Source organism: Algoriphagus marinus, assembly GCF_001936475.1.
Lineage (GTDB): Bacteria > Bacteroidota > Bacteroidia > Cytophagales > Cyclobacteriaceae > Algoriphagus > Algoriphagus marinus.
On record NZ_MSPQ01000001.1, the window covers coordinates 421,758 to 444,574 of the forward strand.

Below are 22,817 nucleotides of genomic sequence, written 5' to 3' on the forward strand. Positions count from 1 at the left end.
GAAATTAATTCATGCCCAACTATTTCGCTAAATTTGTACCATAAATACTTGAGATGGAAAGTAAAAGACAACAAAAACATGCAAAATTACTCCAAAAGGAGCTTGGAGATATTTTTCAAAAGGATGCAAAGCACCTGATCGGAAGGTCAATGGTTACGATTACTCGAGTGATGGTAAGTCCAGATTTGGGTTTTGCTAAGGTTTACCTAAGCATATTGATCACTGATCCAAAGGCGACCTATGAGCTCATCAATGAACATAAAAAGGAAATTCGTCATACGCTAGCTAAGCGAATTGGGAAATCTGTACGAATAATTCCTGAGATTGCCTTCTTTTTGGATGACTCTGCCTCCTATGCACAGCATATGGATAAAGTTATTTCTGATCTAAATATTCCTCCAGCTCCGGAGGAAGAAGAGGAAGACGAAGATTAAATTCCTATTCCATTGAATCTTAGCTTTTTCATAGCCTCAAGGTACTTTCGCAGCAAAAAGAAGCGAAACTTCATAACCATTCTCTCTACCATTTCCATTATTGGAGTGGCAGTAGGGACCATGGCTTTGGTTATTGTCATGTCTGTTTTTAATGGTTTGGAGGATTTGATTCGAGGTCTTTTTGCAAGTTTTGATGCGGAGCTTAAAATAGAAGCTGCTCAAGGAAAAAGTTTTCTGACCAGTGAAGAATGGCTGGAGAGTATCCGAGATCTGGAAGGAGTCGCAATTTTGACTGAAGTCATCGAAGACAATGCCTTGCTTGATTACAATGGAAATCAGATGATTGGGAGAGTTAAGGGAGTTTCTGATAACTTTTTGGAGCAGGGAAGATTTTCCCGAGGGTATTTCTGGGGGGATACTACGCTGGGAACCGCGATTCGTCCAGCGGCTATTTTAGGAAGGGGTGTAGGATTCTTCTTGTCAGTAAATCTGGATAATATTAATGTCCCCCTTAAGGTATTCTATCCAAAAGCCCCAAGGAGTGCTGCTACAATAGATCCCAATCAATTGTATTCCTCCGCAGTTCTTGAGCCTGTTGCATATTTCAGCGTTGAGAGGCAGTTTGATGATCAATATGTTATTGCTCCTCTTTCATTTACAAAGGATTTGTTGAATTATGGGGATAAGCGTACTTCACTTGAGATAAAAGTTGCCGAAGGGTATTCCATAGGAGAGGTTCAAGAAAGACTAAAAACTCACCTGGGGGAAGATTTTTTGGTGAAAAATACGGACGAGCAGCACGCAGGACTTCTGCGGACAGTTCAACTGGAAAAATTCTTTGTTTTCTTAACCCTCACTTTCATCCTTGCGATCGCCTCTTTCAATATTTTCTTTTCATTGAGCATGCTAGCGATTGAGAAGAAAAAAGACATCGCAGTACTCAAGGCAATGGGAGCGCCAGTAAAACTGATCCGAAGAATTTTCCTTAAACAAGGAGCTCTGATTGCATTCTCCGGAGCGATAATAGGTTTGCTTTTAGGATATGCAATTTGCTGGGTTCAGCAGACATTTGGATTGGTTTCACTTGGAATTTCCTCTGCAGTAGTTGATGCTTATCCTGTGGAGATTATATTTTCTGATTTCATTTGGATTAGTGTGGCGGTCATTTCCATTACACTTGCAGCCTCCTGGAGACCAGCTTATATTGCTTCTCAGGTGGATACTACCCACGAGCTTTAATCCTCACAGACTTTTTTCCAGACATCAAGTGCCTCTTTCATTCCCAATTCACCAGCCTTTAGAAGTTCGGGGCAAGCCTCTTCGATTCGTCTCATCCGTTGAAAAGTAATTCCCCGGTGATAATAGCCTGTTGGATTCTCAGGATCATTTGTCACAGTGAGCGTGAAATCAGCCAATGCTTCCTCGAGTTTTCCACTCAGGTATCTCGCCTGACCCCTAGCTAAATAATAACCTGAATTTAGATTTTCGAAGGAGATGGCTTTTGAATAATCTCGTTCTGCTTGCTTCCAATTTTTTTTCGCTGCGTAAATTTTACCTCGATAGTAATATGATTCAGTGTCCATTGAATCTAGTTGAATGGCTTTCCCAAAATCTTCAATTGCTCCGGTAGAATCCCCATGATTCATTCTGTAAAATCCACGTTGTTTAAAAGTTTGGGAATTGGCAGTCGAATCTGAAATGACCTCATCCAGCTGAGAAATTAGCTCTTCATCACCTCCATTTTTTACCTGCACCAATCCCTGTTTAGCCGGGAGATGATTTGGATTTAAGGTAAGTGCTTCTTCATAATAGGTAATGGCAAGCATATTATCTCCTATTCTAGCGAAAGAGCGACCTTTTTCAGCATAATAATCTGGATTTGAATGATCGTATTCGATTGCAAGATCAAAGTACGAGAGGGCTAGATCATATTCACCCAATTCAAAACTACAGAGCCCCATGTGGTAATAGGCTTCCGCTGGATTTTCGGATTGTGCTGTCATTACCTGAGAAAATCCTTGGTCAGCGGCCCCTTTTCGGTAAATGATTCGGGTGGTCTCACCAGGAGGGAATGCTAAAAACGACTCAAAATCTTCAATTCCAGATTGGTACTGTTTAAGCAAATACCTGACTCTCCCTCGGGCAAAATAAGCTTCTGCATTTTCAGGATCTAGAGAAAGCAAACTGGAAAAATTTATCAAAGCTTCCTCATAATTTTGGATTTGCTCATAAGCTTGGCCCCTAAGCCAATATCCATCTACATCACTTGGGTTTGTTGCTATCCAGGAATCAAATAGTACAATCGCCTTTTCCCATTCCTGCCGATTAAATGCATCATATGCCTCATCAAAGAGTTTTCCCCTTGTTTCAACCCCATCTTGGGCAAGTGTGCTAAATGAAATTCCCAGTAATAAACTTATCGTAATCAATCTTATCATAAATCAGGATTCTGCTTTTCCCAATTTAAAGGTAGAAAGTCCTCGATTAATTACTGAATAAAGTGTTCCTAAAATGCCAAGACTTCCTGTGGCATATGCATAGGCTTCGTTGAAAAAGTTTTTGTCAAAAATACCTATCAATGCAAAACAGATCAAGACAAAGCTGATAGCAGACACTTGAATCGTGGTTGCATTTCCATTTACTTTTTCAAAATTTTGGAAGCTTTTGATTTCTTCATCTGTAGAATTGTCCAGAATATATTTTCTAAAAACTGCACTAAATAGCTCCCAATCTGACCAGTCACCTCTGACATTTGAAAAGTTTTCGACTGGAACAATGATTCCCTTTTGGGCAAGTTCGATGAGGACGTCTTTCCTTGCGATATTAAAAAAGCCTTCCTGTGCAAAGGAATAACAAGCTATTTTTTCATCGAAATTCAGCTCCGTCCAAAGATTATAGAGGTACGCTTTTCTGGATCGCTGCTTGATCATCAGATCATTGTAATCTTTGGGATAAATAATGTCTTGTTCTGCAAATGCTTTTTTGGAACTGGTTTTCAGTGGAAGAAGGACGAAGTGATAATCTGAAAAGAACTCTGAAAAGCGCATTTTATCCTTGATATCGGAAATGGTATTAGCTGTATCTTTCCATGATTTTCCGGAACTGACAATGATGGTTTCTATTGATTCATGCTGCTTTTGTAAAGAATAAATAATTTTAATAATCTCTAATGGGTTATTCAGACAGTGGAAATTTTTAATATGAATAATGGAAACATCAGGATCTATTTCCACATTTGACAGATCCTCCGCTCCTTGGAGCATATCAAATTCCATTAGTAATTCTGGATAGACATTTTCCTCTTTAAATTTTTCATCAAGGACTTCATCGAAATTTTCCGAGTTAGTGGAGCAAAGAAAAAGGAGTTTTTTATCCAGGTCTATGTTATTTTGAGTATTCCAGTCACCCTTAAGTTCAAAAAATATTTTCGTCTGTACCCAGTGAATTAACATGGCCAGGATTACAAGAAATATAAAAATCCCAATCACATAACCACCGGAAACATCCTCACTTTGGCCTGCCAAATGACTTCGAAGCATCTTTTGATTTGGAGTGATGAAATCAATTAGTCGTTGGTCAAATGGGTCACTGAGTACAAACATCATTGACCTTCGGGCACTTTCGTATTTGAAAAACGATTCTTTGCTTATTTCCTTTCCTTGGGCCACCTGAGCGGCTGGTATTTCTTCTTTATCCCAAATTCTCTTTTCAAAATCATATGTTTTGGAGTGAATCATAAAACCAGGTAAAAACCCAATCACTAGGAACCATGCCAAAAGGTAGAAAGTCAAGACTCTTTGAGATTTGATTTTTTTGAAGATCAAATTCTGCTTGTGCTGCCAAAAAAACCAAAGTAAACAAACAGATAATGCGATTATTGTTGCCCCTAAAAAGTACCAAAATATAGACCAATTGAAGATACTATTCATCAGAAGGAAAAGCAGAATTGTAAATCCAAGGGTGCTATAGAAAGAAAGAGAAAGCGTTTTGGGACTTTTCCATTTTGAACTATCTATTTGTGTTGTAAGATTGATCAGGGAAATCAGAGTAGATCCAAAAATTACAATACACAAAAACTCGATGTGATTGATGCTCGCATATTTATAAAGCAACATAAGACCCGAAAAAACCAATAGGTATACGATACTTAGAAATTGTAGACGATTGAGATTGTCAGAAACCGGTTTGATACCTTCATAGATGAAGGATTTGAACCCAAGCTCATCTGTAGAATCTCTTGTAATTAACTGAAGTCCAAGAGAAAAAATCAAAAACAAAAAGTAAATCCCCATTAAGCTTACCGCCTCAAAGGACACCAATGAGGTAAATACATTGGTGATATTCTGATTGACTAGAAACATAAGCCACAGAGGTTCGTCAAATTGAAGTTTGCCAGATTCTTGACTATCTACGCGCCGAAGAAGGGCTACATATTGATTTCCGTTAAGATAGATTGGGACCTCGAGTTCCGTACTTTCCCCTTTTTCATTATTGTTGATGATTGAGGAGATTTCTTTCCATTTATCATTGCTCAGGCCCTCTTGAATATTACTTATCGGAGAAGCGATCTTCTTGCTGGAATAGATCACTCCTCCACTTTTTTTGAAAATCAAAAACCGGTTTTCTAAAGCAAGATCTGATTCCGCTTCTCCATTAATCCTGTCTGATTTGTCGACTTCGAGGTTAAATGTGATAGCTTTTATATTAAGATGATCCAGACTGTCCAAATTCTTGGAAATTACTGTTTCAAGCTTTCCAGATCCCCTACTGTGGTGTGATTGTATGTAGTTTTTTTCAGGTTTATCACTGTCTACGAAATACCGAAAATACCTTCGATCTGATAAGTCAATTGCGGATTTATTACCAGAATAATTGACAAGACCATTTCCCCGCTTTCCATCATCATAATAGAGTAAGTCTGCAAAGCCAGCTTCATTAAATCCGATCAGTTCATTGAAAGTCGACCTTTGAGGTTTAAAATCTTTATTCTTACTCCAAGTGTCCAAATAATCACTCTTGGTCTTTAAAGAGGCATAGATGCTTTCTATAATTTGATCTGCTAAGTCATAAGTCTTTTTATCGATCGATTCGGGTTTGTTTTTGAAACTCGAAACAGCAAAACCAATTACTAAAAAAAGTCCCATCAGTGAGATTCCTGATTGTATCACTTTATTTTGAGTGAGATTGTCACCCTTGCTGAGGTTTATAATCCCAAGAAGGGGAATCGATGCGATCAATAAAAAAAGGAAAAGAAGCAGTGCAGAAATTAAATCGAAATTGATTCGAAGTCCGACTCGTTCAAAGTTGGATTCCTTCACCATTCCGATTACATAGAGATTTAGATTTTCGAGTGGAAGGGGGGAGATATAGGATCTGTTTAATTCATTTGAAAAAATCAGCTTTTCAACCGAAACTCCTGAAATCGTATTTCCCAGACTGTCAAATCGACTTTGTTTGGGATGAAATATCTGCAACCCTTCAAAATAGTCTGGATAAATCCCGACACCTTTATCATCTGTAATCAGAAATCTTTCGAAGATTTTATTGTTTTCCTGCTTGCGTAACAGATCTCCGATATCAATATGTAAGTCTAACACTAGCACACTACTCATTAAATCACCCTTAGTAGTGTTGATTTTTAGATCGTTTGGTTGGGAGATTTCCCAATTCTCATTACCCACATCAGGTAGCTTGATGATCAGATTTTTTTTAAAGAGCTGATTCCTTCGAAGTTCCAAACTTCCCTCATTCACATTATCTGTATCAGCAATTCGAGCGTTTTGGTATTCAAGTTGAAAATTGATTCTACTGGCGATTTTTTTTGACTCCTTTTTGATTGTTGAGTCAGTTGCAAATTCGGCATATCCTTTTCGAATGAAATAAGCTTCTACTCGAGAATAAAAATCAGGAAGTGCTCTCTTTATGTCTTCTTCTATTGCAGAAATACTCCTAATATTTTGCGCTTCAAGTTCCTCTTGATTTTTAGTTGACTGCACATAGAGCACAATTCCTAAGATGCCGACAATAGGAAGAAGGAAAAGCCAAATCTTTAGTGTTTTAAGTTTCATCAAAAAATATATTAAAAGTATTCTTTAACTTACCTTATAATCCATTGAAAATCAAGATATAGCGATAAAAAATATTTTTTTTCTTTGGGCTAAGATTAAAAAAAACTTCTATTTTTGATTCAAAGGCATGTTTATTGGTTGACCAGCAGTTGGCAAAATCAGTGAAAAAATTCATCTTATGATAAAAAATCTCCGTCTAATTCTTTCCGTTTTATTTACTTTTTCAATCTTTCAAGTTGCGATTTCCCAGACTTCTGAAGAGGGGAATTCACTCAAATCTGGCACAATAGACAGTCAATTTGATTATATCTACAATACTTCAAATAATTTTCAAGAGTATAAAGTTGTTAAAAAGACTAACCTAGACCTCTTGAAATCCAATATTCTGGATTCGATGAAAACAATGAGAGGTGAAGTAGCTTCTCAAAAAATACTGATGCAAGGGAAAAACGATTCGATTGCAAGCCTTAATGCTCTTCTGGAAGTTTCAGAATCGGAAAAGCAAGTTGCAATAGATGCAAAAGACAATTTTACTTTTTTGGGGATAGGAATTCATAAAGCCGTTTACTCTTCCATGATGTGGATTTTAGTTGGAATTCTTGCAGCTGCATTGACCTTTTTCTCTTTTCAATACATGAAAAGTTTTAAGAAAATCAGAAAGGCTCAGCGAGACTTGGTAGAAGTTCAGGAAGAATTTGACAATCACAGAAAAAACACACTTGAGCGTGAGCGAAAACTTAAACGCGAGTTGATAGATGCCCAAATGGGAAAATAGGAAAGATCTTTCTTAACTGATTTTTTAAAATTGCCCCATTGAATTGCCGTAATTAAACATATGTCTATGAAATATGACCTGGCAGTGATTGGTCTTGGGGCTGTAGGTTCTGCTGCACTCTACCAGTTATCCAAGAGAGGTTTTTCAGTTTTGGGAATTGATCAATTTAATCCCCCACATCAATATGGATCTTCGCATGGGGAAACCAGAATCACAAGATTGGCAGTAGGAGAAGGACGTGACTATGTTGCTTTAGTGATGCGTTCTCATCAGATTTGGGAGGAGATTTTTGCTAGAAGTGGAAAGCAAATTTATCATCCAACAGGTGGGATTCTGCTGGATTCTGGGATTCATGCCTGGGGAAAGCATGGTACCAAGAGCTTTTTGGATCAGACCATTGCATATGCTAGAGATTTCAATATCGGTCATGAACTTGCCGATTCTAAAACCCTAAAAGCTAGATTTCCTCAGTTTCTTGTGGAGAAAACCTCCAAAGCTTATTTGGAAAAATCGGCAGGATATCTACTTCCAGAATTGGCCATTGCCACGCAAATAGAGCTAGCAAAAGAAAATGGAGCTACAATTTTACCTAACACAAAAGTAAAATCGATCCAAAAATCACCGACTGGTATTAATCTGGATTTAGGGGAAAGTAAAATAGAAGTCGGAAAAGTAATTCTAACAGCTGGTGGATGGATCAAGGATTTTTTACCGAAAGAAGTCTCCGATAATTTCAAAATCTGCCGTCAAGTTCTCCATTGGCTGGAGTTTGAAAAGGAAGCGGATCAATGGAAAGATTCACCGGTCTTCATGTGGGGATATGGCTCTCAGCCGGAAGATTTCCTATATGGATTTCCTTCGTTAGATGGAGCAACAGTAAAAATGGCGAGCGAGTCTTTTGTAGACAGTGGACATCCAGATCTACTCAACCGAACGGTAACAAAGGAGGAGCAGCTCGACTTTTGGGAGAATAAAGTGCAGGGAAGGGTACTTGGATTTTCAGGTAATTTTCGAAAATCCGAAGTGTGCTTTTATACCGTAACACAGGATGCCAGGTTCAAAGTGGATTTTTTAGAGGGTTTTGATGATGTTCTGATGGCTTCAGCTTGTTCGGGTCATGGGTTTAAGCATTCTGCTGCCTTGGGTGAGCATCTTGTTGAGAAGTTATTTGGGGAGGACCTTACTGTCACTTTGGAAAGTTAATTCGCTTTCAACTTTACTTTTTTGAAAGACATATACTTGCAAAAAGTGGTACTTTTGTGACCAAAATATAAAATTCGCGCATGGCTAAGAAGAGAGGAACTGCTTTAGAAGAGCATGAAAAGAGGAAGTTGACGAAGCAGAATTTGAGTAAACTTGGGGGTATTTTCAGCTTTTTGATGCCTTATAGGGCATCGTTTTTTCTGGGGATGGTTTTTTTGCTTTTATCTTCCCTGACTTTATTGACCTTTCCATTCGTAGCCGGAAAACTTATTGATACCGCACAGGGAGAGGATTGGTTTGTGACAGATATCAACTCGATCGCCTTGATTTTAGTGGGTATTCTGGCAGTTCAAAGTATTTTTTCATTTTTCAGAGTTTGGCTTTTTTCCCTGGTTTCAGAAAAATCAATGCGAGATATTCGACATGCTTTGTATTCCAGGTTGATCCGCCTTCCAATGACATTCTTTGATGAGCGAAGGACCGGTGAACTGATCAGTAGGATCACGGCTGATGTAAGTATGCTTCAAGATACTTTTTCGGTGACTTTAGCAGAGCTTTTCCGTCAGATTGTGACCTTGATTGCAGGGGTGATTTTTCTGATGGTGACCACCCCAAAACTGACCTTGTTTATGTTGGCCACATTTCCGGTGCTAGTTATCATTGCGATGGTATTTGGAAGATTTATACGAAGACTTTCCAAAACTACCCAAGATGAATTGGCTGGCGCTAATGTAATTGTGGAGGAAACGCTCCAGTCTATCAGCACAGTCAAATCCTTCGTCGGAGAAGCATATGAATCGAACCGGTACCAATCGGGTTTGAATAGAGTCGTTACTGTTGCATTAAAGGCAGCAAAATACAGGGGAGCATTTATTTCTTTTATCATTTTTGCCTTATTCGGAGGTATTGTGGCAGTAATGTGGTACGGGGCAAGTTTGGTGAGTTCTGGCGAAATGAGCGTAGGGGAATTGGTTTCATTTGTACTCTATACCACATTTATAGGTGGTTCGATTGCAGGGCTAGGTGATATATATGGACAAGTACAAAAAGCCATAGGTTCATCTGAGCGTGTTTTAGAAATTCTGGATGAAAAGGAAGAACAATCTTCCGGGGTCAAAAAAGGAAGTTTCACCGGGAAAATTACATTTGAAAAAATTGGTTTTTACTATCCAACCAGACCTGAAGTAGAAGTGCTAAAGTCTTTATCCTTTCACGTAAGTCCGGGTGAAAAAGTCGCATTAGCAGGTCATTCGGGAGCCGGGAAATCGACAATAATCCAATTGTTGCTCCGATTCTATGAGCCGCAAAAAGGAGAAATATTGGTCGACGACCAGCCGCTTTCCAGTTGGGACTTAAATAGTCTTCGATCTCATATTGGGATCGTACCGCAGGAGGTTTTACTTTTTGGAGGTTCAATACGAGAGAATATAAGCTATGCTAAACCAAATGCCAGTGAGGAGGAATTGATACAAGCTGCGAAAAAAGCAAACGCATGGCAGTTTATCTCAAAATTTCCGGAGGGGATGAATACCCTAGTCGGTGAAAGAGGTGTAAAACTATCTGGCGGTCAACGCCAACGAATCGCCATTGCCAGAGCTATTTTGAAAGATCCTTCCATTTTGGTGTTGGATGAAGCTACTTCTTCGTTAGATGCAGAATCGGAGTCTTTGGTACAAGAGGCATTAGATGAACTGATGAAGGGTAGAACGACCATTATCATAGCGCATCGATTGGCGACGATACGCAAAGTAGACCGTATCTATGCGCTGAGTGATGGACAAATTGTTGAAGAAGGAAGTCATTCCGAATTGCTTGCAAGGGAAAATGGCTTCTACAGTAATCTTGTTCGGCTACAATTTGCAGAAAACTAGAATTTCTCGAACACAAAATCGTCTTTTTTAAGTTTCATTTTTTACTAAGCTTATTCACCCTTATTAAAAGAAAAATGAATTCAATTAATCAATTGGTTTCGGCAGTTACTCCCGAACGGGATTTATTGTTGGGCCATCCTCTTTACAGCGAGTTGAGAGATATTCATGACTTCACCCTATTCATGGAATATCATGTTTATGCAGTTTGGGACTTTATGAGCTTGCTCAAAGCACTCCAAATCAATCTTACCAGAACTACCCTGCCTTGGATTCCGGCAGCAAATCCTATGGTCGCACGATTGATCAATGATATAGTCTTGGCTGAAGAAACAGACGAACATCCAAACGGTGGATATTGCAGCCACTTTGAGCTTTACCTCCTGGCTATGAAAGAAGCAGGTGCGTCCACTGAAAAAATCGATCAACTAATTAGGGAATTAAAATCAGGATCCAGTTTTTTGGAGGCTGTAGAAGTCATAAAAGCTCCAAATTTTGTGAAGCAGTTTTTGGAATGCAACTATAAAATGGCGATGCTCGGCAAATCTCATGAGATAGCTGCCTCCTTCACATTGGGCAGAGAGGAGCTTATCCCGGATATGTTTCAAAAGCTTGTGAATGAGTTGATTCAAAATAAACCAGAGGAATTGGTAATGCTCTCCTATTATTTTGAGCGGCATATCCATCTAGACACTGATGAGCACGGTCCCTTAGCCTTGAAGATGGTGGAGTTGCTCACCGGCAACGATCCTGTCAAAATTAAGGAAGCTGAAAATGCGGCCAGAGAAGCTCTTCAAGCAAGACGTATCCTTTGGGATGGAATCCACTCAGAATTATTGAAAAACAAAGAATTTGCTATCGCCTAGTATCTAAGATTATGGGCCGAAATCGATTTGACTAGGCCCAGAATCTTTTCTCGGTAAATCGATGCTTTTGGAAACAAATCAAGCATTCCCTTTTCATCGAGTAGTCTGATCTCCTCCAAATACTGTTTTGCATCCTCCGGTTTCCAGCTTTGTAAGCGACTAAGCTTTGTTTTGGTCAAAAGAAAATAAGTAAAACTTTTTGGGTAAAATTGAGCAAAAGGAAGGGCGTAGTGTGCTTCTATCGGGAAATATTTATTCGGTGTCTGTATGAAAAAGTATTTCCCCACGCGCATAATCTCCTTAGCCATCTTTTTCTGATTTTCAATTGTGTATAGGTGCTCAATCACAGAATTTGAAAATACCAGATCAAATGAACCTGACTCATAATTAGGCATATCAGTGGCATCCCCTTTGACCCCGATGATATTTGGATGTTCGCTAGCTTCTTGATATAGATTCAAAAGTGTAATCGTAACATTTGGAAGGTCAGGTATTGAGCTGTTTTTCCAGAAATAAGCAGTCCCACCAAGATCTAAAATCCGAAATGGCTTATTTTTTGAAAATACTTTATAGAAAAACACCTCAAAGTCTTTCTGTCTTTTGGAGCGAAATTTGGCCCCGATTGAATTTGGATGATCTGAGGAGGCAAATAAATCTGAAATAAAACTCATGATGTGCCCTTAGGGCTGTATTGCTAATAAATAATCCCAAAAGTAATCAGCCTTGATGATTCTTTTCTTAATTTTAGCCGTTAAATGAATCTCATTGCATATCTAACTAAACTATTTCGGTTTTTGAAAGATAATCAGGCTTTTTTTAGAGTGTCATTTTTATGAAGAGAAGATTTGATAAGTATTTTCCTTGGGTTTTCACTCTCAGTGATTTTTTCGCTTCGCTCATAGCTTTGATCATTTGTTTGGTTGCACTAAACTATTTCGGATATCTTCAAAGCACCACAATAAGCTCATTATTTCCACTTTCATTGCTTTGGATATTAATCTCAAGTCTTCGTAAAGATTATAAAATTGGGCGTACAGATGAATTTGAATATACGCTCAAGCGCTTATTAGGAACTCTGGTTTGGTTTATTGGTGCTGCCACAGTACTCTGGTTACCTCTTCGTACACCTAACTTGCAATTGATCTCCATCATAGGATTGACTTCTGGGATGCTTATTTTAATGGGTTCCTTTAGGGTCGGTCTTCATATGGTCCTTAGACAATACCGAGTTCAGGGTAATAACTATCGAAATGCAGTTATTATTGGTAAAGGGGGTACAAGTCCTAAATTGGCCGATGTATTTCGGATAAGAAAAGAATTTGGGATCAATTTTCTTGGATATTTTGATAACCAGGCGGATTGTAGCCTTACTAGAGGTGGGGTAGATTCCTTCTTTGATCAAGCTCATGATCTCGATTTGGATTTGATCTATATCCATGAAAAATTGGATGAGCCCCTGGTGAAAAAAATAATCGATTTTGCTGACGAAAATTACATCAAAGTAAAGATGATCCCAGGAGGAAGTCTTCAGTTGGAGAAGAATCTTTCTTTTTCTAGATATGGTGATCTTTTTGTTATTAATGTCAATGACATCCCCTTAGATAACACCTTAAACGGACTTGCAAAGCGTAGTTTCGATATTGTTTTTTCCGCTTTGGTGATTGTTTTTATTCTTTCCTGGCTGATTCCGTTGGTTGGGCTATTAATTAAATTCGAATCGCGTGGATCGGTATTTTTTATCCAAAAGCGAAATGGAATCAATAACAATGTCTTCAATTGCCTTAAGTTTCGATCGATGACACCCAATGACTATGGTGACACCAAGCAGGCGGTTAAAAATGACCCAAGAGTCACAAAAATTGGGGCTTTTCTTCGAAATACTTCTCTGGATGAAATGCCACAGTTTATTAATGTTTTTCTGGGAGATATGTCAATTGTCGGACCTAGACCACATACGGTTCCTATGAATCAGACATTTAAAACTCAGATTCATCGCTACAATTCCCGACATAAAATCAGACCCGGAATTACAGGCTTGGCTCAAATTAGAGGGTTCCGTGGAGAAATTGAAAATCCCCATCAAATCAAATCCAGAGTAAAACTCGATGCTTTTTATATCAATAACTGGACATTTTTATTGGACTTAGGGATCATGGTAAAAACAGTGCATGAGCTTTTGTTTAACCGTGAGAATGCCTATTGATTTGAATCCAGCTTGTAAATTTTGTGGAAGAGAAGAGTTTTTGATTATTCAGGCAAAAGAGCGAATGCTTCAAATGCCAGGTGAGTTTACATACCTCGAATGTCAGTCCTGTAAGTCCATTCAGCTAATCGATATTCCTGAAAGTTTATCTGATTACTATCCAGTTGATAGCTATTATTCTCAGGCTCCTCTGGTAGAATCTTCCAATCTGAAGAATCAGTTAAAAACACTTCGGTTAAAATTATTTTTAAAATTCCCATTCAATTTTATAGCTCCTAGTTATGGGTATTGGCTAAAGAAAATCAACCCAAAACGAAACTGTAGAATCGCTGATTTGGGTTGCGGAAATGGCCAGTTGCTCTATGAGATGTATGCTTCAGGATATCAAAATCTCGAGGGATTTGATCCATTTATTCCTGAAATAAAGCAGCTTAATTCTAATCTGGTCCTTTGGAAAAAATCCTTTGAAGATTCCGTTGGTTTCTTTGATTTGATCATGATGCACCATGCCTTTGAGCATATGGCGGATCCAAAAGCGATTCTCGAATTGTGTTTTGAAAAATTGAATCCAGGAGGAAAGATTTTAATCAGAACTCCAGTAACAGATGCAGAAGTCTGGAAAGATAAGCGGGAAATGTGGGTTCAGCTTGATGCACCAAGACATTTGGTAGTTCCATCGGTTAAAGGATTTTCGTTTTTGGCCGAAAATCTCGGCTTTTGCCTAGATGAGGTTGTTTTTGATTCTACTGAATTTCAATTTTGGGGAACTGCGCTTTATGAAAAAGGCTATCCCTTAAATCCAGATCTCACCAAATCGGTGTTTACTTCAAAAGAACTAGCAGAAATGAAAAAAAGAGCCCTCCGATTAAATCAGGAGGGCAAGGGTGATCAGGTATGTTTTTATCTGACTAAACCGGTCAAATCCTGAAGAGGGCTTCAAAGAAACCGACGGTTTCTCCTTTTTTCTTGAAGATCAGCATAGGCAACACGTTATTAACCATCACTAATTTTTCCGCAACGGAGCCGAGAAGTATGGCTGCAGACTTGGTGCGTCCCCTTGAACCAAGGAGAATCATGTCAGCTCCGATTTTATGTGCCTCTTCCAGTAATAATTTCCCTTCGTCATGTCCTTCATTCAACACAAAATGACAATCTAAATCCCGATGATTATTCTTATGGAGAAACTTTTTAAAATCCTTATTTGCATTTTCTTTCATGATTTCAGAAAATTCCTCGAAAGTCTTGCCGGTTTTAGAATAACCATGGGGAACTTGATATAAATGTACAGGTACTAATTCTGCATGAAGATCATCGCAAATCCGCTCACTGAAATTATATATCAACTCAGTATGGTCTGAGAAATCTGTCGGTACCATGATTTTTTTTGGAAGTCCCGGAGGTCTTTTTTCCTGAAGCATCAGGATAGAGCATGGGGCTTTTTTGGCTATTCCTTTTGCTAGGGATCCGCTTCCTTCCAGCGTTTCTTTTCTTCCCATGATGACTAGATCTACGTCTTTGATCCTTGCCCATCGAAGAAATGTTTCCAGTTGATTCTCGCCTTCTTCTGCGAATACTTCAATTTCGATGTGATCTGGGAAGTTGAAGTGTTTCAACTTTTCAGTGATCATTGCCTCAATAGACTCATCGCTTGGAGCCAATAGCTCTGGATGGGAGTCAAGAATTTCTTGAGGAATAGCCAGGTTTTTTGCTACATGGACGAAATAGCATTTATCTATTCCCAAAAATTTCAAAAAGACAATGGTCTTCTCAATTAGGATATCGTCCATTTCTGTTAAATCAAGGCCGATCATGGCCTTTGAAAAGTATTTCATAATGATCTACGGTTTATACCCTTAATTTAGGGGTTTGATTGGGTTATTCGAATAGTTTTTTTGTTTTTGAAGCTAGAAACGCTTCATAAGGTAATTTTGAGAGATGAAATAGAGCCTGCCTGAGGCAGACAAGGCTCAGAAGTCCCCCCCCGTCTATGCAAGATTTCTGATAACCTTATAAAATACAATTACATCAGATGAAATCGAGCATGACGATAACGTCACACAGTGGGATGTCCCGATGGCTATCTGGATCGAAAGGCGAGATTCCATGTGACAATTGAAAATAAAATTATAAACACATGAAATGCCCGTGAGAAAAGTTCTCACACAGGGGAAGGATTATTCAAGGCATTCCATATGACCGCTAAAAATCAAAATATAAACATATGAAAGTAATGCAGAAATATTTTTTGGCTATTGTTCCTACAGGAGAGATTCAGGAATCGGCCACTTCGCTAAAGCTTTTGCTTAAAGAGCAGATGAATATCAAGTATGCGCTGAAATCTCCCGCACATATTACACTTAAAATGCCTTTCAGCTATAATGAGGCAAAGGAGGATTTTTTGATTGAAAAGCTCAGCACCTTTTTGTCCGGAAAAGAAAACTTCAAACTTCAAGTGAAAGGTACTGGGACTTTTGGGAGAAGAGTGATTTTCTGGAGGATTGAAGCCGACTCTAAGTTGTATGAGTTACAAGAGTCCTTGAAGATTTTTTGTAAAAGGGAATTGAATCTTGTAGATGAACTGAGTGATCGGAATTTCCACCCTCATATGACTATCGCTTTCAAAGATGTGAAGGATAGAGATTTTGATCAGGTTCTTAAAATTGTTGAGACCCATTCCATTGATTTATGTTTTCAGGCAGATCGATTGGCACTTTTAAAAAGAAAAAATGGACATTGGGAAGTGGGTAATTGGTTTGATTTGGAGAAGAAAGTCTGAACAAAGATTTTTACAATAATGCCTAAAAAGGATGGAGTTTACAGACTCTTATTCTAACCTGAATCGGATTGGGACAATTCCCGCATTTACTTTTTAATAAGATTTTAAAGTAAATGAAGACTTCTTATTTATCCTCCATTTTTTGAGAGCAAAAGAAAATAGACATCGAGAGATTGTTAATAAAAGCTCAAATGGGATTGAAAAATTTAAAGATTGCACCGATAGTAAAAAAAATATGATAATTATGAGGAATTTATTAACACTTCTTTTTAACTAAAATGTAAAATTTTATTTTGAATCGCTTTGAAAGAGTGGTGAAACTATTAAAATAATATAGTGACTTTGGTCTTAGGATAGGCCCATTTTCAAAATTAAATTTTTTAAAATCAATAATTACAGAATGTTAAAAATAGACCTTTAAAACTAAAAGAGGTATTCAATTAATCTTTTAACTAAAATATAAAATTTAATTTGCTTTTTTAGTTAAAAAAATCTTTAATATTCTGTTTTAGTTCAACGAAATTTCCTAAATATTTTTAATTTTTTAAAAACTCTAAAAATCGAAATAAAATAACGTTTAGGCTCTCTAAAGCCTATTTTTTAGAATTTTCGCAAATCATTCTTTCCATTCATATTTGCTAAAATCAATAAATCAACTAAATAACTTACCTATGAAACAAGCTTTATTTGGCTTGGTGCTACTACTCTTTACTTCGGTATCGGTACTGGCTCAGAGCAAAACAATTACGGGTAAAGTCACCTCTTCGGAAGAGCCGAATGGGGTGCCTGGTGCCAGTGTGGTGGTGAAAGGAACTACACTTGGAACAATTACAGATCTGGATGGAGGTTTTTCTATTCAAATCCCTCAAGACGCAAATACATTAGTATTTAGTTTTGTGGGTTACTTGACAAAAGAAGTTTCCGTTGGAGACAAAACTGTGATAAACGTTTCCATGGATCCAGATGTGAGAACATTGAATGAAGTAGTGGTTACTGGCTACGGTACCCAAGAGCGAAGGGATATAACAGGTTCTGTGACTTCGATCAATAATGAGTCAATCGAAAATTTGGTTTCCCCTTCCTTTGATACTCAATTGGCAGGTAGAGCTGCAGGTGTTTCTGTGACTGTACCTAACGGTATTCTAGGTTCTAGGCCCATTATCCGTATCCGAGGTGTAAACTCCCTTTCGGGTGGAGCTGATCCTTTGATCGTAATTGACGGTGTGCCCGTAGTAGACTCAGACCGATCCGGAGCTGTCGCCTCTAACCCTCTGGCTAACATCAACCCTGCGGATATTCAGTCCTACGAAGTCTTGAAAGATGGATCTGCAACAGCTATCTATGGATCAAGAGCAGCTAATGGTGTAATTTTAATTACGACCAAAAGAGGTCAAACTGGTAAGGCTCAGGTAAACTACAGCATGAGTACGGGTTTGAATGAAACTGTAAATCAATTTGATCTTTTGACAGGTGATGAGTGGGTACCTATCGCCAATGAGAAAAGAGCAAATGTCAACGCTTCCCCCCTTGCCAACCCTGGTGTAAATACCAATTGGCAAGATGCAGTATTAAGAACTGGAACTACTCAGCAGCATAATCTATCGATTAGCGGTGGATCTGAAGCCACCAAATACTTTTTCTCTCTCGGCTTTACTGATCAGGAATCTGTTGTGAAAAGTAATGATTTGAAGCGATATGCTTTCCGAGCAAACATTGATCACTCGATTTCCAAGAAATTGAGAATAGGCACGAGCTTATCTTATGCGTTTACAGAAATCACAGGATTGAATAATGGTGCAAACTCATTGTCAGGTGCGATCTATAATGCAACCCGTGCGTTGCCAAATGTGCCGATTTTCGATCCTACGAATACTGCTTTTGATGGCTACAACATCACTGCAAACGGAGCAACAATTGGTTTTGGAGCTAACCTAGCCGGTCCTGATAACAACATTCCTAACATTGCCTATGTCTTGGAAAACAACTATTACAGAGGCCGAAACCACAGAATTTTAGGTAATGCTTATGCAGAATTTGACATCGCTACCGGATTGACGGCGAGATCTCAAATTGGTATCGATTTGACAATGGCAGATGATTTTACCACGCTTAGCCCTAAGCATGGTGACGGTAGAAGTTCAAATGGATCTGTTACTCAGGCATTTAATCCTGCTTTGAGATGGAACTGGCAGAATACCTTGAATTATCAGACAGTTTTGGCTGATGATCACAATATCAACGTGACTGCAGGCGTAGAATATCAGTATACGAATTTCTATAATTTCTCTGCATCAGGAACAGATTTTTCTGATGAGTTTTTCAGATTTAGAAACTTGATTTCTAACTCCTATAACAACCAGTTCTCTGCCGGAGGCTTTCAGGAGCAAGGTTTTGATTCTTATTTTGCAAGATTCAACTACAGCTTCAAAGGTAAATACCTTCTTTCATTCGCAGTAAGAAATGACGGTATTTCCCAGCTTGCTGAAGAAAACAGAAGAGGTACTTTCCCAGGTGGATCTATCGGATGGAGAGTGTCAGACGAAGGATTCTTCAATTCTGAATTGATCTCTGATTTCAAAATAAGAGCGTCTTATGCGGAAGTAGGTAACGTAAGTCTACCCGGAGGATCTTTCCCTTATGCGGGTGGTTTTGGTCCAGTACAAGCAGCAGCAGGTGCAGGTATCGGATACTCCAACGTGGCTAACGTCGCCTTGCAGTGGGAGACGTCCAAAAAATTCAACTTTGGTTTGGATATGACTATCGGAAAAGTGACAGTCTCTGCTGATTACTTCAAAAACAATGTAGATGGTATTGTATTAAATGCACCAACTGCTCCATCATTGGGTATTCCTGGTAACACGATCAGCAAAAACGTAGGGGAAATGTACAACCAAGGAGTAGAGTTGAGAGTAGCGGCTAACGTAATCAACAAAGGTAATTTCTCCTGGAATACAGACTTCAACTTTACCTTCATCCAAAACGAAGTGACCAACTTGGTTCAGCCTTTGACAAGTACTTATAATAGAACTGAAGTAGGCGGTCCTATCGCCCAGCTTTATGGATTTAAGTGGGCTGGAGTGAATTCAGCTAATGGAAATGCGATGTACTACAGTGGTGATAACATTGTTCAGTTAGTTGGCGCTGCAACTTGGAGAGCATTTGATCCAGCTAATCCTTCTGACGTAACTGTTCCTGGAACTGCTCCTACTCAATTCTTTTTGGGAAATACACTTCCTAAATTCCAAGGTGGTTGGTCAAATAATTTCACCTACGGGAACTTTGATGCTGAAATTTTCATCAGATATTCTGGGGGAAACTACATCATGAATGAATCTTTAAGAGGTCTAATGGGACTTGGTTTTTCAAACAACCATAGCGAAATCTTAAACAGATGGACTGAGAGTGGTCAGGTAACTGACGTTCCACGACTATATGCAGGTAGAGATGCTAACACTTGGCAGACCTCTGCTTCAAACAGCCGATTCATCGAAAAAGGGGATTTTGTACGAGTACAAAATATCACATTGGGCTATAGAATCCCAGCAGCTACACTTAACAGTGCATTTAATGGTGGGATCAGATCAGCGAGATTCTTCGCACAAGTTCAGAACCCATTGATTTTCACAAAATACTCTGGAATTGATCCTGAGTCTAATCAATTTGGTGGTCAGCTGAACTTCGGTGTGGACTGGAATGTCGCTCCAATCATTCGTACTTGGTCAGTGGGTCTTAATGTTGGATTTTAATCAAATCTCCTAAAATTTAAAAACATGAAAACACTAATTTCAAATAAAATAAAGACAGCGTTTACCATATTGGCGATGGTTGGAATCACTTCCTCCTGTGATGTGGTAGACTTGCAGCCTGCCAATATAATCCCAGATGCAGAAGCTTTTGCCGATGCCAACAGAGTGAACGCTGCAGTATTGGGTATTTATGAATCTGCACAGCGTGGATTCTACTTGGGAGCGGTTCAGCGAGGTTATCCTTTCGGTGCTGCATCTGTGCAGCAGGGTGATATGAGAGGTGAGGACATGTACAACGATCAGTTGTTCTATGAAATTACCTACATCAATGGTCAGAATCCTCAGACTGCGAACAATAATGGTCAGTGGATCTCACTTTACAGAATGATCAACCGTGCGAATATTGTTATCGAGAATTTGCCTATCGCACAATCTAATGGGGCAATAACTACCGAGGTGATGAATCAATTTATGGGTGAGGCGCTTTATTTAAGAGCTCTTGCACATCATGAACTGGTAATTTATTTCGCAAGACCCTATTCTGATAACCCATCTTCTTTAGGAATTCCTTACAGAACGTTTGCCATAAATGACGTATCTAAGGTAGGTCCTGGCGAAGCTGTAGGACGAGGAACTGTACAGCAGGTTTATACCCAACTATTGGCTGATTTGGATGAGGCAGAGAGATTGTTGAATACCAGCACTAATCCATTTAGAGCACAAAAAGGAGCTGCCATCGGCTTGAAGGCGAGAGTAAAGCTGCATATGGAAGACTGGGATGGTGTATTAGCTGAATATGAAAAGCTAAAAGGAATCTATGCTGTCACTGCAAATCCTCTTGCTCCGTTCAGAGGAGGTACAAGCACAGACAACATTTTCTCTTTTGAAAATACTGCTATTTCTAATCCTGGTGTAAACGGTGCATTGGCAAACATGTACGGAAATCCGAACTTGGGTTCAAGAGGTCTTGTGAAAATAAGCCCACTAATCTGGAGAGCTGAATTTTGGCACCCAGAAGATTTGAGAAGAAGCCTGAGAGGTGCGTCAGATGGATTTGTGAGTCAAGGCCCACTAGGAATATTTACAAACAAATACACGGACAATGTGACTTTCTCTGATAAGTCTATCGTAATGAGATTCTCGGAAGTGGTCTTGGCTGCGGCAGAAGCTAATGCAAGATTAAATAATTTAGAAACTTCATTAAATCTGCTTAATTCAGTAAGAAATAGAGCATTGCCGGCAACTGTGGCTCCTTACACCTCTGCTGACTTTGCCAATGCAGACGAATTGATCACTGCGATTATTAATGAAACAAGAATCGAATTCCTTGCTGAAGGAAGAAGATTCCCTAACATTCATAGATTATCAGGTGAAGGAAGAATGCCAGGCATTCCGGCGAAGGCAACTTCTAGATCTATTACTGGAATCGCTTTCTACACTGGTACAGGAACTATCCCTACAGATCATTCCTTGGCGTATACCAGTAACTTATTTATTTGGCCTCTTCCTCTGGAGGAAATCCTTACTAACGCTTCTGCACCATTAGAACAGAATCCAGGCTATTAATAATTTTCTTGTAAGGTTTGATTATACAAAAACCCCACTTATTGAGTGGGGTTTTTTTGGCTTTAGCTTATCCTTAAATTTGACTGAAAGCTTATTTATTTCCCCGCTTTCAAAATTCCCTTTTCTTCCCCATTTCCCAGCAACAAACTCCGCGGAGTGGAATTTCCCGGAAAATACATGTGAACGATGTTTTGCTGAGATTCAATTTCCTGAAGTAAAATACTGTTTCTGATTTCTATTTGATTTGAAATAGAAACAGGACTGGATTCGAAATAAGCCCAAATCGCATCCTCTTCCACTTCAAAGCCGAGGAAGTTCAATTTCACTTTTTTTCCATCCACCCAAATCTCAAAATGGTTACTCAGGTATGAACCGATTTTGTCATTAAGATTTTTTTCATCTCTGGGATTCAAAATATCGAAAGACTCCTTGTGATAAGCGGAAAGCGAAACCTCCAAATCATCCCAAAAGATTTTTTGGGCAATTTCCAGATTTTTGGAATTGGGATTCTGTCGGATTTCTGTCAAACTGATGAAAAACGGGTGGAAAGAAACCAACCATCCCAAGTAAATCAGCGCAGTGGAAAGATGTTGCATTTGGTGTAAGAACTTGTCTTTTTTGGTATTTATCCTGTATTATTGTCGCAATTTACTTCTTTCGAAGTTTAATCACCCCTATGAATTCGTTTGAATTATATTTCCGCCTAGGAATCCAACATATTCTTGACCTCAAAGGCTTTGACCATATCTTATTTGTCTTGGCACTTTGTGCAGTATTCATCCCAAGGGATTGGAGGAAAATCCTGATCTTGGTGACCGCATTTACGATCGGACATTCGATGACTCTGGCTTTAGCCACCTTCAAAATTGTTCAGGTCAAAAGTGAACTTATCGAGTTTCTGATTCCTGTGACCATTGCGATTACAGCATTCAGCAATATTCTTCGGCCAAAGCCTGTTTCAGGTAAAGGTGTTACCATTAACTATATATTAGCCCTGTTTTTTGGATTGATTCATGGCTTGGGCTTTTCTAATTATTTGCGTAGCCTTTTGGGAAAAGAATCTAGCATTTGGCAGCCACTTTTGGCTTTCAATATCGGCTTGGAAATCGGACAATTGGTTATTGTTGGAATCTTTATCTTAGTAACTTCCATTTTGGTAGGATTGGCTGGAGTCAGTCGTCGGGAATGGACTCTGATCATTTCAGCTTTTGTACTGGGGATCGCCATGATGCTGATGCTGGATACGAAGTTTTGGTGAGGAACACTGTCGGGTGTCAGATGACCGATGTCGGATGAATTTGAGATTGGAGAA

General features: G+C 38.9%; 17 protein-coding genes. 12 read left to right on the plus strand and 5 right to left on the minus strand.

Annotated elements, in window-relative coordinates; translation table 11 throughout:
- Positions 1-53 precede the first annotated feature (53 nt).
- Entirely contained in the window at positions 54-434 is a 381-nt protein-coding gene (gene rbfA, locus BVC88_RS01835; protein ID WP_075348934.1) for a 30S ribosome-binding factor RbfA, read from the plus strand.
- Positions 435-446: 12 nt separating this feature from the next.
- Positions 447-1,673: an FtsX-like permease family protein gene (locus BVC88_RS01840; RefSeq protein WP_075348935.1), complete on the plus strand. Its 1,227-nt coding sequence runs from the start codon at positions 447-449 to the stop codon at positions 1,671-1,673.
- Here BVC88_RS01840 and BVC88_RS01845 read toward each other — a convergent pair.
- Together BVC88_RS01845 and BVC88_RS01850 are read right to left on the minus strand one after the other, a co-directional pair.
- Entirely contained in the window at positions 1,670-2,872 is a 1,203-nt protein-coding gene (locus BVC88_RS01845; RefSeq protein WP_075348936.1) for a tetratricopeptide repeat protein, read from the minus strand. The genes BVC88_RS01840 and BVC88_RS01845 overlap by 4 nt on opposite strands.
- 3 nt (positions 2,873-2,875) lie before the next feature.
- Complete coding sequence (locus BVC88_RS01850) at positions 2,876-6,502, minus strand: MFS transporter (protein ID WP_075348937.1); 3,627 nt, start codon at positions 6,500-6,502, stop codon at positions 2,876-2,878.
- Positions 6,503-6,680: 178 nt separating this feature from the next.
- Between BVC88_RS01850 and BVC88_RS01855 the strand changes: the two genes are divergently transcribed.
- The 4 genes from BVC88_RS01855 to BVC88_RS01870 all read left to right on the plus strand — a co-directional run bounded on the left by BVC88_RS01855 (position 6,681) and on the right by BVC88_RS01870 (position 11,214).
- The gene (locus BVC88_RS01855) at positions 6,681-7,277 is read left to right on the plus strand and encodes a hypothetical protein (protein ID WP_075348938.1); all 597 of its coding nucleotides are present in this window, start codon (positions 6,681-6,683) and stop codon (positions 7,275-7,277) included.
- Between the two features lie 66 nt (positions 7,278-7,343).
- A complete protein-coding gene (gene solA, locus BVC88_RS01860) occupies positions 7,344-8,480 on the plus strand; it encodes an N-methyl-L-tryptophan oxidase (protein WP_245803571.1) in 1,137 nt (378 codons plus the stop codon).
- Between the two features lie 80 nt (positions 8,481-8,560).
- Positions 8,561-10,351 carry an ABC transporter ATP-binding protein gene (locus tag BVC88_RS01865; RefSeq protein ID WP_075348940.1) on the plus strand — a complete coding sequence of 597 codons (1,791 nt, stop codon included), beginning with the start codon at positions 8,561-8,563 and terminating at the stop codon, positions 10,349-10,351.
- Positions 10,352-10,425: 74 nt separating this feature from the next.
- Positions 10,426-11,214 carry a DUF3050 domain-containing protein gene (locus BVC88_RS01870; RefSeq protein WP_075348941.1) on the plus strand — a complete coding sequence of 263 codons (789 nt, stop codon included), beginning with the start codon at positions 10,426-10,428 and terminating at the stop codon, positions 11,212-11,214.
- Here the strand turns inward: BVC88_RS01870 and BVC88_RS01875 are convergent.
- A complete protein-coding gene (locus BVC88_RS01875) occupies positions 11,211-11,885 on the minus strand; it encodes a methyltransferase domain-containing protein (RefSeq protein WP_075348942.1) in 675 nt (224 codons plus the stop codon). The genes BVC88_RS01870 and BVC88_RS01875 overlap by 4 nt on opposite strands.
- Positions 11,886-12,046: 161 nt before the next feature.
- Between BVC88_RS01875 and BVC88_RS01880 the strand changes: the two genes are divergently transcribed.
- Entirely contained in the window at positions 12,047-13,417 is a 1,371-nt protein-coding gene (locus BVC88_RS01880; RefSeq protein WP_075348943.1) for an exopolysaccharide biosynthesis polyprenyl glycosylphosphotransferase, read from the plus strand.
- Positions 13,383-14,345: a class I SAM-dependent methyltransferase gene (locus tag BVC88_RS01885; protein WP_217694736.1), complete on the plus strand. Its 963-nt coding sequence runs from the start codon at positions 13,383-13,385 to the stop codon at positions 14,343-14,345. Before BVC88_RS01880 ends, BVC88_RS01885 begins: the two co-directional genes overlap by 35 nt.
- Here BVC88_RS01885 and BVC88_RS01890 read toward each other — a convergent pair.
- Positions 14,335-15,249, minus strand: a complete 915-nt coding sequence (locus BVC88_RS01890; RefSeq protein WP_075348945.1) for a universal stress protein — start codon at positions 15,247-15,249, stop codon at positions 14,335-14,337. The genes BVC88_RS01885 and BVC88_RS01890 overlap by 11 nt on opposite strands.
- Before the next feature lie 389 nt (positions 15,250-15,638).
- Between BVC88_RS01890 and BVC88_RS01895 the strand changes: the two genes are divergently transcribed.
- From BVC88_RS01895 to BVC88_RS01905, 3 genes are all read left to right on the plus strand, one after another.
- Positions 15,639-16,193, plus strand: a complete 555-nt coding sequence (locus BVC88_RS01895; protein ID WP_075348946.1) for a 2'-5' RNA ligase family protein — start codon at positions 15,639-15,641, stop codon at positions 16,191-16,193.
- Positions 16,194-16,864: 671 nt separating this feature from the next.
- Positions 16,865-19,939, plus strand: coding sequence for a SusC/RagA family TonB-linked outer membrane protein (locus tag BVC88_RS01900; protein WP_075348947.1), 3,075 nt, complete (start codon positions 16,865-16,867; stop codon positions 19,937-19,939).
- Positions 19,940-19,963: 24 nt separating this feature from the next.
- Complete coding sequence (locus BVC88_RS01905) at positions 19,964-21,505, plus strand: RagB/SusD family nutrient uptake outer membrane protein (protein ID WP_075348948.1); 1,542 nt, start codon at positions 19,964-19,966, stop codon at positions 21,503-21,505.
- Positions 21,506-21,600: 95 nt separating this feature from the next.
- Here BVC88_RS01905 and BVC88_RS01910 read toward each other — a convergent pair whose 3' ends face one another.
- Positions 21,601-22,101, minus strand: coding sequence for a DUF6702 family protein (locus BVC88_RS01910; RefSeq protein ID WP_075348949.1), 501 nt, complete (start codon positions 22,099-22,101; stop codon positions 21,601-21,603).
- 80 nt (positions 22,102-22,181) lie between these two features.
- Here BVC88_RS01910 and BVC88_RS01915 point away from each other — a divergent pair, with 80 nt between their 5' ends.
- Complete coding sequence (locus BVC88_RS01915; protein ID WP_075348950.1) at positions 22,182-22,763, plus strand: HupE/UreJ family protein; 582 nt, start codon at positions 22,182-22,184, stop codon at positions 22,761-22,763.
- The last annotated feature ends 54 nt before the right edge of the window (positions 22,764-22,817 follow it).

Coding starts and splice junctions, on each gene's coding strand:
- rbfA (WP_075348934.1), top strand. CDS start 54: ATGGAAAGTAAAAGACAACAAAAACATGCAAAATTACTCCAAAAGGAG.
- BVC88_RS01845 (WP_075348936.1), bottom strand. CDS start 2,872: ATGATAAGATTGATTACGATAAGTTTATTACTGGGAATTTCATTTAGC.
- BVC88_RS01850 (WP_075348937.1), bottom strand. CDS start 6,502: ATGAAACTTAAAACACTAAAGATTTGGCTTTTCCTTCTTCCTATTGTC.
- BVC88_RS01855 (WP_075348938.1), top strand. CDS start 6,681: ATGATAAAAAATCTCCGTCTAATTCTTTCCGTTTTATTTACTTTTTCA.
- solA (WP_245803571.1), top strand. CDS start 7,344: ATGAAATATGACCTGGCAGTGATTGGTCTTGGGGCTGTAGGTTCTGCT.
- BVC88_RS01865 (WP_075348940.1), top strand. CDS start 8,561: ATGGCTAAGAAGAGAGGAACTGCTTTAGAAGAGCATGAAAAGAGGAAG.
- BVC88_RS01870 (WP_075348941.1), top strand. CDS start 10,426: ATGAATTCAATTAATCAATTGGTTTCGGCAGTTACTCCCGAACGGGAT.
- BVC88_RS01875 (WP_075348942.1), bottom strand. CDS start 11,885: ATGAGTTTTATTTCAGATTTATTTGCCTCCTCAGATCATCCAAATTCA.
- BVC88_RS01880 (WP_075348943.1), top strand. CDS start 12,047: ATGAAGAGAAGATTTGATAAGTATTTTCCTTGGGTTTTCACTCTCAGT.
- BVC88_RS01885 (WP_217694736.1), top strand. CDS start 13,383: ATGAGCTTTTGTTTAACCGTGAGAATGCCTATTGATTTGAATCCAGCT.
- BVC88_RS01890 (WP_075348945.1), bottom strand. CDS start 15,249: ATGAAATACTTTTCAAAGGCCATGATCGGCCTTGATTTAACAGAAATG.
- BVC88_RS01895 (WP_075348946.1), top strand. CDS start 15,639: ATGAAAGTAATGCAGAAATATTTTTTGGCTATTGTTCCTACAGGAGAG.
- BVC88_RS01900 (WP_075348947.1), top strand. CDS start 16,865: ATGAAACAAGCTTTATTTGGCTTGGTGCTACTACTCTTTACTTCGGTA.
- BVC88_RS01905 (WP_075348948.1), top strand. CDS start 19,964: ATGAAAACACTAATTTCAAATAAAATAAAGACAGCGTTTACCATATTG.
- BVC88_RS01910 (WP_075348949.1), bottom strand. CDS start 22,101: ATGCAACATCTTTCCACTGCGCTGATTTACTTGGGATGGTTGGTTTCT.
- BVC88_RS01915 (WP_075348950.1), top strand. CDS start 22,182: ATGAATTCGTTTGAATTATATTTCCGCCTAGGAATCCAACATATTCTT.